The sequence below is a fragment of the Flaviaestuariibacter flavus genome (assembly GCF_004337505.1).
GTDB classification, from domain to species: domain Bacteria; phylum Bacteroidota; class Bacteroidia; order Chitinophagales; family Chitinophagaceae; genus Flavisolibacter; species Flavisolibacter flavus.
On the sequence record NZ_SJZI01000004.1, the window covers coordinates 91,912 to 105,299 of the forward strand.

Consider the following 13,388-nt stretch of genomic DNA (forward strand, 5'->3'; position numbering starts at 1 on the left):
CTTAGGAGCTGCACAACTACCGCACATGAGACTGAACATCCTATCCCTTTCCGTTGCCCTTGCACTGGGCCTGTCAGCCCGCAGCCAGACCATCATCCGCCGCGATCCCGTGATCGAAGGGATGGTGAAACAGGTTTCGGCCGACTCGCTCCGCGCCTATGTCAATACGCTTGTATCGTTTGGCACCCGCCATACCATGAGCAGCACCAGCGACAAAAAGCGCGGCATCGGTGCCGCCCGCGGGTGGGTGGTACAGAAGTTCAATGAGTTTGCCCGCAACAGCAGCGGCCGCATGAGCGCCTTCGTGGACACCACCACCCTGCAGCCCGACGGGCGCCGCGTGGATGTAGCCACCTCGCTGGGCAATGCGATGGCCGTGCTGAAAGGCACCGATCCGAATGACGATCGCGTCTACATTATCTCGGGACACCTCGACAGCCGCGTGTCTGACGTAATGAACCGGACGGCCGACGCGCCGGGCGCCAACGACGACGGCTCGGGCACCGCCGCGGTGATCGAGTGCGCGCGGGTGATGAGCCGCACGCCCTTTCCGGCCACCATCATCTTTGTTGCCGTTGCCGGTGAAGAGCAAAGCCTGCTCGGCTCCACCTTCCTGGCCAACAAGGCGCGCACGGAAGGCTGGAACATCGATGCCATGCTTAACAATGATATTATGAGCTCCAACAACAGCAGCGAGACCAATATCATCGACAATACCCGCCTCCGCGTTTTCAGCGAAAGCTTTTCTACCACCGACACGGGCCGCATCCTGCAAAACATCCGCAACCTCGGGCTCGAAAACGACGGCCGCAGCCGGCAGCTGGCGCGCTATGTAAAAGAAACCGGCGAGCGTTACGTAGACAACCTCGAGGTGGTGCTCGTATACCGCAACGACCGCTTTCTGCGCGGCGGCGATCACACCCCGTTTGTGAACAAAGGCTATGCAGCGGTGCGTCTTACGGAAATGAACGAGAACTTTCTCCACCAGCACCAGGACCTCCGCACGGTGAAGGACACCGTTTACGGCGACCTGGCGGCTTTTATGGATTTCGAATACCTGCGGAAGAACACGGCGGTAAACCTCGCCACGCTGGCCAACCTGGCGCTGGCGCCTGCCATGCCGCAGGAGGTGCGCGTGGATGTACGCAACCTCACCAACTCCACCCTCCTCAGCTGGAAGGCACCCAAAAACGGGCGGGCAGCGGGCTACTACGTGCTGGTGCGCGAAACCACTTCGCCCGTATGGCAGCGCAAGGTCTATACAACCGACACGACCATGCGCCTCCCGATCTCGAAAGACCATTATTTCTTCGCCGTGCAGGCAGTAGATGCCGGCGGCCACGAGAGCGGTGCGGTGGTTCCGGGTGTAGGACGGTGAGAGAATTTTTCGATGTCCGATATCTGATGTCTGATATGACGCGGATTAAAAGAGCGGATGCCTGTGGCATCCGCTCTTTTAATATCAGGTTCAATTTGAAGACTGTTCTAATTAATAGTAACTATTCCGGAGAGGCACCCTCTCCGACACGGAGAGGGGCCGGGGGTGAGGTTGGGTTGAAAAAAAGCCCCCGCTAAAAAGCGGGGGCGATTACTTTAGGACCAAACTTAGGCAAGCTATGAGAATCATTGCCGGTCCGTATAACTACGGTTACGGCGGGAAGTTAAGTTCGGATGGATAGGGTGGACACCGGTAAGGAAAGCAGAGAGCCGTTAAAAAGGTCCGTCGGAAACGAGAAATCAGGGTATAGGGAACGGATTATGGCTTTTGCCAGAGGTATTGGATCTTTAAAACTTCTCTGCTGCTTACCGGGTATAACTTAGAAATAAGACGGGCAACGGGTGGCCTTCATGGCGCGACGGTCGCTGTCGAGCACGTCGCCGAGGCGCCAGCCCATACGGATGATCGTGGAGAAGAAGGCATCGGTCTGCTTCGGGTTGCCACGCTGCTCACCTACGCCCGAGGAACGGCGCGACAGGGCGCTGCCCGGTGTGTAGTTCTCGCGGTTGTTCAGCTGGTTGGCCATGGCCGCCTGCTGGGGCGTGAGGTAACGCTCGAAGAGATTGGGGTCGATGTAGTCGGTGCTCACATCGTCGATGTAATCGGTGAAGGTCTTGCGGTGCATGAGCTCCAGGCCCATGAACAGGTTGTCGGTGAAGTAGAACTTGAAGCCGACGCCGAAGGGGATTTCCATCTGTGTAAGGCTGTACTCCTTACGGTCGGGATATTCGGCCATGCCCTGGCCTTCGGTGCGCAGCGGCTTCAGGTCAACCCACACGGGCTTGCCGTCGGGGCCGTAGTACTGCGCCTGCGGGTTGAAGTGGAAAACACCAACGCCGGCAATCGCATAGGGACGCAGCTTGCGGGCGAGGCCGTCGTAGCGCTCAAAGAACACCGTCGGCGACACCTCGAAGGCGAGGTAGCCTTCCTGGAGGTTGCTGCGGAAGTGCAGGTTGCGCAGTTTGCGCGCTTCCTCGTAACCGCCTTTGCCGTCGATATAAGCATCGTCGCCTTCCAGGCGCCCGAAGTTACCGGCAAGGCGAACGCCCAGCCATTCCCGCACATAATACTGCGCGAAGACGCCTTTGGCCATCCGAACGAGGGGGAAATTCACATCTTTTACGAAACGGGTACCGACACCGCGGTTACCACCAAGATCGCCCAGGAAGAAAAGCGGGCCGATTCCGGCGCCCACCTCGAGCCGGCCGTTAGCCAGCGTGAGGGATTGCGCCTCGGTTTTAGAAATAGAAAAAAGTACGGACAGGAGGAGCACTAGAAGGCCCTTGTGGGGTACAGTTCTTCTCATAAGGTCGGCGTTTAGGATTTGGATTATTGGTTAATTCAAAATTACTATCTACGGATTTATTGTGTGCAGGGTTGCAAAAAATTTAAAAAAATTAAGCACAAGTACTAATAAACCCATAGTAGAAATACGAATAAAACATCGGAATTACCCGCGCCGGACCATATAAACGTGCGGAATCCCGTCTTCGAGGTAGGGTTCTCCCTCCGTCTGAAAGCCCAGGGAACCGTAAAAATCCTCGAGGTAGCGCTGGGCGCCAATCCGGATCGGCCCGGCGCCGAAAAGCTCCTGGCAGCGCCGGATGCTTTCGGTCATCAGCAACCGGCCGATGCCGCCGCGGCGTACCGAGGGGTCCGACACCACCCGGCCGATGCTCGGCTCGGGGTAGGCGAGCCCGGGCGGCACAAGGCGGGTATAGGCCGCCAGCAGCCCGTTTTGCCAGCCCATCAGGTGCCAGGAGCCCTGGTCCTTGTCGTCGGCGTCCTGGAACACGCAGTCCTGCTCCACCACAAAGACGGCGTTGCGCAGGCGGAGGATGGCGTAGAGCTCGTGCGGCGTCAGTTCGGCAAAGGGCTTCAGCAACCAGGAAATGTTCATGCGGCAAAGATAAATAACAGGGTGGGGTGGCCGCAGGCGGCCTTTTTACACGACAACACGACGGCGCAACGGCACGACGGAATACCTTTTTTTGGAAGCTATACAGGTATGGGTCGCACCATTTGGTCGCCCTGCGATTGTGCGAAAAAGCCTCCCGGGGAGGAGGCTTTTTCGATAATATTTACTTCAGTTCATCGGCGAGGTACTTGCCGGTGTGGCTTTCTTTTACCTTGAGGAGGCCCTCCGGGGAGCCCTCGTAAAGGATCTTTCCGCCGCCGGAGCCGCCCTCGGGACCGAGGTCGATGATATGGTCGGCCACCTTGATCACATCGAGGTTGTGCTCGATGATCAGCACCGAGTTGCCGCGATCCACCAGCTTGTTCACCACCTCCAGCAGGTGGTGGATGTCCTCGAAGTGGAGGCCCGTGGTGGGCTCGTCGAGAATGTAAAAGGTCTTGCCGGTATCCTTTTTCGCCAGCTCGGTGGCCAGCTTCACCCGCTGCGCCTCGCCCCCGCTGAGGGTAACGGCGCTCTGTCCCAAGGTGATATAGCCAAGACCCACGTCCTGAAGCACCTTGATCTTCCGGTATAGGTACGGCACGGCGCTGAAGAACTCCACCGCTTCCTCCACCGTCAGGTTGAGCACGTCGGAGATCGACTTGCCCTTGTAGCGGATCTCAAGGGTTTCGCGGTTGTAGCGCTTGCCGTTGCATTTTTCGCAATGCACGTATACATCGGGCAGGAAGTTCATCTCGATCACACGCATGCCGCCGCCCTCGCACACCTCGCAGCGTCCGCTCTTTACGTTAAACGAAAAGCGGCCCGCGTTGTACCCGCGGATCTTAGCCTCAGGAAGGGAGGCAAAGAGCTGGCGGATCTCGGTAAAAAACCCGCAGTACGTGGCCGGGTTGGAGCGCGGCGTGCGCCCGATGGGGCTCTGGTCGATCTCGATCACCTTGTCGATGTGCTCGAGGCCGGCGATCGACTTGTGCGGCATCGGCGTCATCCGCGAGCCGTAGCAATGCTTCGAAAGGATCGGGTATAAGGTATCGGTGATCAGTGTGGACTTGCCCGAGCCAGACACGCCGGTTACGACGATCAGCTTTCCGAGCGGGAACTTCACGCTGACGTTATTCAGGTTGTGGCCGCTGACGCCTTTCAGCACCAGTTCCTTGCCGTTGCCCTTGCGCCGCTCCTTCGGCACCGCGATGCTGCGCTTGCCGTTGAGGAACTGCGCCGTGAGCGAATCGGTCTTCAGCACGTCGGCGGGCGCTCCCTGCGACATGATCCGGCCGCCGTGGTAGCCGGCCTTCGGGCCCACGTCGATGAGGTGGTCGGCGGCAAGCATGATGTCTTTATCGTGCTCCACCACCAGCACCGAGTTACCAATATCGCGCAGGTTCTGCAGCGCGGAAATAAGACGGTGGTTGTCGCGCTGGTGCAGCCCGATGGAGGGCTCGTCGAGAATATAGGTGATCCCCTGCAGCTGCGAGCCGATCTGGGTAGCCAGGCGGATGCGCTGCGTTTCGCCACCGGAGAGCGTGCGGGTACCGCGGTTGAGCGACAGGTAGGTAAGGCCGACATTCAGCATAAACTGGAGGCGCTCACGGATCTCTTTCACGAGCTCCGAAGCGATCACCCGCTGCTGGGGGTTGAGGCGCTCCTCGATGCCGGTGAACCACTCCATCAGCTGTACGAGGTCGATCTCGCTGAGCTCCGAGATATTCTTTTCATCCACCTTGAACCAGAGGCTCTCCTTGCGCAGGCGGGTGCCGCCGCAGGCCGGACAGGTGGTGAGGGCCATAAAGCCTTCGGCCCAGCGCTGGATGGCTTCGGAGGTGCTGGTGGCAAACCAGCGTTTTACCTGGTTGACCACGCCTTCGTAATCCCCTTCGTAGGTGTCGCTGATGGCTTCGTCGTTGAATTCGAGCTCCTCGGCCGCATCCGCCTCGGGCTTGCCATAAAGCAGCAGGTTGATCGCCTTCTCCGGCAGGTCTTTCACCGGCTTGTCGAGGGAGATCTTGTGCTTGCGTGCCAGGGTCTGCACCTGCCGGAAGGCATAGGCTTCGCGTTCACCACCGAGCGGCGCGATGCCGCCTTCGTTGATGGACAGTTCGGGGTTCGGAATAACAGCTTCCAGGTCGACGGTATACACCTGGCCGAGGCCTTTGCACACGGGGCAGGCGCCATAAGGCGAGTTGAAGGAAAAGGAATTGGGCGACGGCTCCTCGTAAGAAAGACCGGTATCCACGCACATCAGCTGGCGGCTGTAGGTAGCGAGGCCTTCCCGTTCGGCCTTCTTGCCGTTGTCCCGCTCCCAGGCCACGAACATCAGGTCCTTACCCAGCTTCAGCGCCTGCTGCACACTCTGCGAGATGCGGGTGCGCAGGTCGTCGGTCACCTTCAGACGGTCCACCACCAGCTCGATGTCGTGGATCTTATAGCGATCGAGCTGCATTTTGGGCACGATATCCTGCACCTCGCCGTCCACACGCACCTTGAGAAAGCCTTTCTTGCGCATCTCCTCGAAGAGCTCGCGGTAGTGGCCCTTGCGGCCGCGCACCAGCGGAGCGAGCAGGGAAACCTTGGCGTCCTTATACTTCTGAAATATATTGTTGACGATCTCGTCCTCGCTCCACTTCACCATCTTTTTGCCGGTGTTGTAGGAATAGGCTTCGGAGGCGCGCGCATAGAGCAGGCGCAGGAAGTCATAGATCTCCGTTACGGTGCCTACCGTGGAGCGCGGGTTTTTGTTGGTGGTCTTTTGTTCAATCGAAATTACCGGCGACAGGCCGGTGATCTTGTCCACGTCGGGGCGTTCCATCTCGCCGATGAACTGGCGGGCATAGGCACCGAAGGTTTCCATGTAGCGACGCTGTCCTTCCGAATAGATGGTATCGAAGGCGAGGGAGGATTTGCCGCTTCCCGAGATGCCGGTGATGACCACCAGCTGGTTCTTGGGAATGGCGATATCAATGTTTTTGAGGTTGTGCTCCTTGGCGCCGAACACCTCGATAAACTCCTTCGGAGCGTCGAGGGTTTCCGTTCCTTTTGCGACCCCGGGCTTTTGAGCGGCTTTTTTCACCGGCATTATTTACCAAAAATTTTAGTAAGCGAAGATACGGGAGAACATCTAGGAATCTGGAATATCGAAATCTGGAATCTAGGGTTGATGTCAGCTTTAACATCGGTTTTCCAGATTCCAGATTTTTCGATTCCAGATCGAAGTATTGTTTTGGCATGGTTTTCCGTAATAGCGCCCTCAAACACCCTTTTCATACATTCTTAACAGCTAACTCATGAAAAACACCATTTTAACCGCAGCCGTACTGGCTCTTGGAGTAGCCGCCAACGCACAGACTCCGACAACGACACAGACCGTTCCCGCAACGAATCCCGTGCTGGACTCCAGCGTCGTGACGGCTGCCCCGGCCAAGCCGAAGTATAAAACGCAGAACAGCACGGCTGACTCGATTTCGGCCAAGTACAAGCTGCTGCCGATGCCCGGCGAGCTGACCCTTGAAAAGAAATTCCCGGCAGTGGGCTCCTACCAGCTTTCCGGCGCCGCCGAAGGCAGCACTCCGGTAACGATCGCCCTCGACAGCAACAGCAAGGGCACCATCTGGGTAAGCGGACTGCCGCAGGGCACCTTCAAGGCTTACCTCGCCAAGAGCCCCGCTACTTACCGTATTGTTTCGCAGAAGTCGCAGAGCGGCACCCAGGTTCCGGAGGGCACGCTTTATTTCAGCCCCGAGTCCAACACCCTGCAGATCGCACTGGGCGCCCTGTATAACAGCGAAGACCCCATCGCCATCTTCCCCGCAGCGGCAACGGTTGACGCAGCAGTTGCCGCCACCGAGCCCGTAACGGCTGAAGTAAAAGTGAAGAAAGTAGGCACCAAAGGCAAGACCAAGGCGAAGAACAAAGTGACCTTCTACACCGCCTCCAAGGCCAACACGATGAACAACACCAGCAGCAATGCCGCCTTCGACCAGCAGCTGCAGCAGGCCAACAAGCAGTAATAGCTAAGTTTCAGTAGCATACACGAGGACAAAGGGAGCTTTCGCTCCCTTTTCTCATGCCGCAAATGTTCAATATGCAATGCTCAATATGCAATTTTCAAGTCGCCGGCCAACAACCTTGGCACTTGAGCATTGAACATTGCCTATTGATTATTTTCCAGCCAGCTACGGTCGTTATTTCTTGAACGCTATTTGATAATCTCTAGCTTTGCGCCGTGCCTGAGCAACCTACTATTTATCATCAATACCGCCTGTCCGCCCTTACGTGCATCCTGCTGATCCTCATCGCAGGAAGCCTGCTCGGAATGTATGGGAAAGACGGCTCTTTCGTGCTGATCAACGGTTGGAATACGCCCCTGCTGGACCTGCTCATGCCCTATGTAACCTACCTGGGCGACGGGCTGATCTATATCCCGATCCTGCTCCTGACGTTTTTTTTCAAGCGCGATTACCTCTACGCCATTGTTGCGGGCATCATCATCTGTTTCCTGTTTACATACGGGCTTAAATCATACGTATTCCCCGCGGAGCTGCGGCCCTTCAGCCTCGCGCAGCGGGGGATCGCGTTTCACCGGGTGCCGGGGGTGGAGCTGCACGAGAACTACAGCTTCCCGTCGGGACATACCGCTACCGCTTTTACGATGGCGCTGCTGCTGGGTGCGCTGGTGCGCTCGCGGGCGCTGGCTTTGCTGCTGCCCCTGGTGGCGCTGGCCGTCGGCTTTTCGCGGATCTACCTGGCACAGCACTTCCTTACAGATGTCACCGGCGGTATGGTCATCGGCCTGGCCACCTCCTTCCTGTCGTTGCGCTACTACCGATGGGTACGTGCCCGGAAAACCGGGCGCGAACGCTCTCCCGACTCACCAGTAGTGGCGGAAAGTGATTAACTTTATTGTCACACCCGCAACCATGATTCAGCACCACCCAGGAGAAGTCTTCATCCACCAGCTTTTCGACGCACAGCCCGATGCCGTGATCTGGTTCGTTCCCGTATTTGCACGGGAAGACGATCCGGCCGGCGAGCCTGTTGACTTCGAAGCCCATTATTGCAATAAAAAGGCAGCCGAAATTCTGAAGAGCACTCCCGAGGGAGTTGTAGGCGTCCGCCTGCTCGACAGCGCGCTAATAGACAACGAGTCGCGCCGCCATATCCTGAGCCAGTGCCACCAGGTGTGGGAAACCGGGCTGTCAACGGAGTTTACTTATTACAGCCCGTCGCTCGACCGGTATTTCAACGTGCAACGCAGCAAAGTATACGACGGCATCCTGAGCATCACCCGCGACCGGACCAAGGAAATGCGCCTCGAGATGGAGCGGCGCCGGCAGGAAGAACGTTACCGCCAGGTGCTCGACACCGCGGCCGACGGCATCCTGGTTTTCGAGTCGGTGCGCAATGCCAAAAACGAGATCGTCGACTTCCACGTGGTGCACGCTAACCGGCGCGCTTACGAGATCGGGGCCCTGCCGCAGGATACGGTCGGAAGCACGCTGCTGCAACTGCTTCCGCACCTGGAGCGCTCAGAGCAGCTGGAATGGCACCGGCGCGTTGCGGAGACCGGCGAGCCGATGCGTTTTGAAACCACCTTCCGCACCCCCGACGGCTCGGAGTTTGGCTGGTTCCTCGTATCCCTCAACCGCCTCGGCGACGGCGTGGTTTCCAATTTCGTAGACGTGACGCAGCTGAAGAAGCTGCAACGGGAGCTGGAGCACAAAGTGGAAGAGCTGCGGCGCTCCAATCAAAGCCTGGAGGAGTTTGCCTATGCCGCATCGCACGACCTGCAGGAGCCGCTGCGCAAGATCCATTTCTTCGCCGACCGCCTCAAGGGCTCGATCGATCCGCAGTCGGAGCAGGCCGGAATGTTTGCCCGCATGGAACTGGCTACCACGCGTATGCGCGACCTGATTGACGACCTCCTCTCCTACTCGCGGCTAAGCCAGGCACCGCCCGCAACCGAGCCCCTGAGCCTCGGCACGATCGTGCAGCAGGCACTCCAGGACCTGGAGGCCGCCATCATCGAAAGCGATGCGCTGGTGCGGGTAGACGCGTTGCCGGAAATACAGGGCGACGAGCGCCAGCTGCGGCAGCTGTTTCAGAACCTGCTGGGCAACGCACTCAAGTACCGCATGCCGGGACGACGGCCCGAGATCAGCGTGCGCTGCCGTACTACTACGGATAACGAGAACCTGCTGATCGAAGTGGAGGACAACGGCATCGGCTTCGAGCCCGAATATGCGGAACGCATCTTCCAGGTGTTCCAGCGCCTTCATGGCAAAATGGAATATGAAGGCAGCGGCGTAGGACTGGCAATCGCCCGCAAAGTGGTTACCAATCACCAGGGAGTCATTGTTGCCGAAGGGCGGCCCGGCGAAGGCGCTACCTTCCGTATTTACCTGCCGCTGGCGATCCGCTGCGCCTCCTGAGTTATTTCCCCGCGAGCGCATTGGCCAGGTAGGGCGCCGTGCGGCTTTGCCGGTGGCGCGCCAGCTGCTCGGGCGTCCCGGCAAACACGATCTTACCCCCTTCTTCACCCGCACCGGGGCCAACGTCGATGACCCAGTCGCTGGCACTCACTACCTGCATGTCGTGCTCCACGGTGATGACGGTATTTCCGGCGTCCACCAGCTTTTCCAATTGTATCACCAGGCGGCTAACATCGGAGGGGTGCAGACCGGTGGTCGGTTCATCGAGTATATAAAGCGAGTTGCCTCTTCCAAGACGGTGCAGCTCGGTGGCCAGCTTGATGCGTTGCGCCTCACCGCCTGAGAGTTCGGTGGCAGGCTGCCCGAGGCGGAGGTAGCCGAGGCCGACATCATGAAGTACCTGCAGGATGCGGTGCGCCGCAGCTTCCTCTTCAAAAAAATGATAAGCTTCATCTACCGTCATGCCGAGCACTTCGGCGATGCTCTTGTCGCGGTATTTTACTTCGAGGGTACGTGCCTGGTAGCGCGAGCCGCTACAAACCGGGCAGGGCGCATACACGCTCGGCAGGAAGAGCAGCTCCACCATCACAAAGCCTTCGCCCTCGCAGTTGGGGCAGCGTCCCTTGCCGGTGTTGAATGAAAAATAGCCGGCGTCGAACTTGCGTGCCTTGGCGGTTTTGGTGGCGGCAAAGAGCTTGCGTACGCCATCGAAAAGCCCGGTATAGGTGGCGAGGTTGGAACGCGGCGTACGCCCGATGGGTTTCTGGTCGACGCGTACGAGGCGGCGCACCTTGTCCATGCCCGCCGTGATCCTTCCCTGCGTAGTGGCCGCCGGAGTTGCCTGCAGGGGATCAGCCTCTTCTTCTTCGGCGGCAAGCTCCTGTCCAAGATGCTCGCCAACGAGCTCCACAAGCACCTGGCTGACAAGCGTCGATTTCCCGGAACCCGAGATGCCGGTAACGCTGGTCATCACGCCAAGAGGAAAGGCCACTGCGAGCCGGTGCACGTTGTTGCGGCTGACGCCTTCGAGCTTCAGCCAGCCCGTCGGCTCACGGCGGCGCACAACCGAAAAAGGTACCTGGCCAAACAGGTATTCACGTGTTTTGGAGCCGGCAACATCCTTCAGCCCTTCAGCAGGACCACTGTACAGGATCTGCCCTCCTTTTTCACCGGCGCCGGGGCCCACGTCCACGATCCAGTCGGCATGCCGGATCACTTCGAGCTCATGCTCCACCACGAAGATGGTGTTGCCCGATGCTTTCAGCCTGTCGAGCGCACGGAGCAGGGCTTCGGTGTCAGCAGGGTGCAGGCCTGCCGAGGGCTCGTCGAGCACATACACCACCCCGAAGAGGTTGGAGCGCACCTGGGTAGCGAGGCGGAGGCGTTGCAGCTCGCCCGGCGACAGGGTGGGTGTGCTGCGCTCGAGCGTGAGGTAGCCGAGGCCCAGTTCGAGGAGCACCTGCAGGCGGGCGCAGAGGTCTTCGGAAATACGGCGGGCCACGATGGCGCGCTCTTCGTGCCCCTTGCCGAGGCGGGCCAGCTCTTTGGCGCTGCCATCTGCATAACTTTTAAATATGGAGTGCAGGCGGGCCAGCGGCTCGCGCTGCATGTCGGCGATGTCGCGGCCGGCAAAAGTAACCGAGAGGGACTCGGGACGAAGCCGCTTGCCGCCGCAGGTAGGGCACTCGCTGCTGATCATGTATTGCGACACGCGCTTTTTCATCAGCTGGCTCTGCGTGTTGGCAAAGGTTTGCAGCACGTATTTGCGGGCGCCGGTGAAGGTGCCCATATAACTCGGCGGCTCTTTCCGCCTCAGTGCGGCCTTTGTTTCGGCAGGCGTGAAGCCCGCATATACCGGTACGGTAGGCGACTCTTCGGTAAAGAGGATCCAGTCGCGGTCTTTTTTCGGAAGGTCCTTCCAGGGTGTGTCTACATCATAGCCGAGGGTAACGAGTATATCGCGCAGGTTCTGGCCATGCCAGGCGGGCGGCCAGGCGGCAATGGCACGGTCGCGGATCGTTTTGGTGGGATCGGGCACCATCGAAGCCTCGGTTACCTCGTACACTCGCCCAAGGCCGTGGCATTGCGGGCAGGCGCCTTCGGGTGTGTTGGGTGAGAAAGACTCGGCATAGATAATTTCCTGGCCCGCGGGATAGTTACCGGCGCGCGAATACAGCATGCGCATCAGGTTGGCCAGCGTGGTAACGGAGCCCACCGACGAGCGGGTGGTGACGCCGCCCCGGTGCTGTTGCAGGGCTACGGCCGGCGGCAGCCCTTCCACCTCATCCACCACCGGCACCGGCATCTGGTGAAAAAGCCGGCGCGCATAGGGCGACACCGACTCCAGGTAGCGCCGCTGGGCTTCTGCGTAAAGCGTACCGAATGCAAGCGAAGACTTGCCCGAGCCGGAGACGCCGGTGAACACCACCATCGCATCGCGCGGTATGTCTACCGATACATTCTTCAGGTTGTGCTCGCGGGCGCCACGCACCCGCACATAGCCGTCTCGCCGGTTATTGCCCGGTTCTTTAGCATTGGCTTTCATAAATGCAAAGAATCAAACTCCATGCCCTGCGCATAGGGCCCCGGGTTAGGACTTCAGGAAGCTAAGCATTGCCTTTCGGAACGCTTCCGGCGCCTGGATGTGCGGGATGTGTCCGACGCCTTTCAGCTCCACCAGCTGCGCGCCTTTGATGGTCCGTTGCAGCCAGCGGCCCAGCGCCGGGTAGTTGCCATAGCGTGTCTTATCGCCCTTGATCAGGGCCTTTCCAACTACGGTCCGGTCTTCCTGCCCGATCACCAGCAGCGTTTTAACCAGCAGGTGCAGTTCATGAACCACCGGCTGCTCGTAGATCATATTATAGGTGAGTGCGCTGGCCCAGGTGGCCGACCGGAAATCCGGATACTGCAGGGCCATCCACTGCGCATCCACGTATTGTTCATACTCCGGCTTCCACTGCGGGTAATAGCTTTGCTGGTATTCTTTCAGCGAAGCCCGTGTTGCTTTAAGTTCCTGCGCGAACTGTTCGTCGGGTGTACGGTAAGGTACCATCGCCCGGTAGTCTTCAAGCCCGATCGGGTTCTCCAGCACAAGGCGGCTCACCCGGTCGCGGTACATCAACACAAAGCGGGCAGCCAGCATGCCGCCCATCGAATGCCCCACCACGTTGATTTTTTGTATCCCAAGCGTGTCGAGCAGCGCTTTGGTATTGCGCGCAAGCAGGTGAAAGCTGTAGTGGATATCGGGCTTATCCGAAAGTCCCCATCCCACCTGGTCGGGCACGATCACCCGGTAGCCCTGTTGCGCCAGGTCTTCAATCACCCCTTTCCAGTAATACCCATTGAAGTTTTTGCCATGAAGCAGCAGCACGGCTTCGCCATTGGACTTTCGGGGCTGCACATCCATATAGGCCATGCGTACGGCCTTCCGCTCGATGTCGAGCCGGATATACCCGACCGGGTACGGGTAGGAAGGGGCCTGCGCGCAGGCATCGGACAATACAAAAGCGAGGACGAGCGCAAACAGGTAACGCATAAACGATCGCGG

General features: G+C 59.0%; 9 protein-coding genes. 4 read left to right on the forward strand and 5 right to left on the reverse strand.

Annotated features, from left to right (window positions below; all coding sequences use genetic code 11):
- Positions 1–25: 25 nt before the first annotated feature.
- A complete protein-coding gene (locus EPD60_RS03945) occupies positions 26–1,378 on the forward strand; it encodes a M28 family metallopeptidase (protein ID WP_207896538.1) in 1,353 nt (450 codons plus the stop codon).
- Between the two features lie 439 nt (positions 1,379–1,817).
- Here EPD60_RS03945 and EPD60_RS03950 read toward each other — a convergent pair whose 3' ends face one another.
- From EPD60_RS03950 to uvrA, 3 genes are all read right to left on the reverse strand, one after another.
- Positions 1,818–2,804 (reverse strand): outer membrane beta-barrel protein, encoded by a 987-nt coding sequence (locus EPD60_RS03950; protein WP_131447069.1) that lies wholly within the window; start codon positions 2,802–2,804, stop codon positions 1,818–1,820.
- A gap of 144 nt (positions 2,805–2,948) precedes the next feature.
- A complete protein-coding gene (locus tag EPD60_RS03955) occupies positions 2,949–3,398 on the reverse strand; it encodes a GNAT family N-acetyltransferase (protein WP_131447071.1) in 450 nt (149 codons plus the stop codon).
- Positions 3,399–3,579: 181 nt separating this feature from the next.
- Positions 3,580–6,483: an excinuclease ABC subunit UvrA gene (gene uvrA, locus EPD60_RS03960; RefSeq protein ID WP_243647752.1), complete on the reverse strand. Its 2,904-nt coding sequence runs from the start codon at positions 6,481–6,483 to the stop codon at positions 3,580–3,582.
- Positions 6,484–6,697: 214 nt separating this feature from the next.
- Between uvrA and EPD60_RS03965 the strand changes: the two genes are divergently transcribed.
- The 3 genes from EPD60_RS03965 to EPD60_RS03975 all read left to right on the forward strand — a co-directional run bounded on the left by EPD60_RS03965 (position 6,698) and on the right by EPD60_RS03975 (position 9,841).
- The gene (locus tag EPD60_RS03965) at positions 6,698–7,420 is read left to right on the forward strand and encodes a hypothetical protein (protein WP_131447075.1); all 723 of its coding nucleotides are present in this window, start codon (positions 6,698–6,700) and stop codon (positions 7,418–7,420) included.
- Positions 7,421–7,635: 215 nt separating this feature from the next.
- A complete protein-coding gene (locus EPD60_RS03970) occupies positions 7,636–8,307 on the forward strand; it encodes a phosphatase PAP2 family protein (protein ID WP_131447077.1) in 672 nt (223 codons plus the stop codon).
- 22 nt (positions 8,308–8,329) lie between these two features.
- Positions 8,330–9,841 carry a sensor histidine kinase gene (locus tag EPD60_RS03975; protein ID WP_131447079.1) on the forward strand — a complete coding sequence of 504 codons (1,512 nt, stop codon included), beginning with the start codon at positions 8,330–8,332 and terminating at the stop codon, positions 9,839–9,841.
- Between the two features lies 1 nt (position 9,842).
- Here EPD60_RS03975 and EPD60_RS03980 read toward each other — a convergent pair whose 3' ends face one another.
- Together EPD60_RS03980 and EPD60_RS03985 are read right to left on the reverse strand one after the other, a co-directional pair.
- Positions 9,843–12,386, reverse strand: coding sequence for an excinuclease ABC subunit UvrA (locus EPD60_RS03980; RefSeq protein WP_131447081.1), 2,544 nt, complete (start codon positions 12,384–12,386; stop codon positions 9,843–9,845).
- Positions 12,387–12,431: 45 nt separating this feature from the next.
- A complete protein-coding gene (locus tag EPD60_RS03985; protein ID WP_131447083.1) occupies positions 12,432–13,376 on the reverse strand; it encodes an alpha/beta fold hydrolase in 945 nt (314 codons plus the stop codon).
- Positions 13,377–13,388: the final 12 nt, after the last annotated feature.

Coding starts and splice junctions, on each gene's coding strand:
- EPD60_RS03980 (WP_131447081.1), bottom strand. CDS start 12,386: ATGAAAGCCAATGCTAAAGAACCGGGCAATAACCGGCGAGACGGCTAT.
- EPD60_RS03950 (WP_131447069.1), bottom strand. CDS start 2,804: ATGAGAAGAACTGTACCCCACAAGGGCCTTCTAGTGCTCCTCCTGTCC.
- EPD60_RS03965 (WP_131447075.1), top strand. CDS start 6,698: ATGAAAAACACCATTTTAACCGCAGCCGTACTGGCTCTTGGAGTAGCC.
- EPD60_RS03975 (WP_131447079.1), top strand. CDS start 8,330: ATGATTCAGCACCACCCAGGAGAAGTCTTCATCCACCAGCTTTTCGAC.
- EPD60_RS03945 (WP_207896538.1), top strand. CDS start 26: ATGAGACTGAACATCCTATCCCTTTCCGTTGCCCTTGCACTGGGCCTG.
- EPD60_RS03985 (WP_131447083.1), bottom strand. CDS start 13,376: ATGCGTTACCTGTTTGCGCTCGTCCTCGCTTTTGTATTGTCCGATGCC.
- EPD60_RS03955 (WP_131447071.1), bottom strand. CDS start 3,398: ATGAACATTTCCTGGTTGCTGAAGCCCTTTGCCGAACTGACGCCGCAC.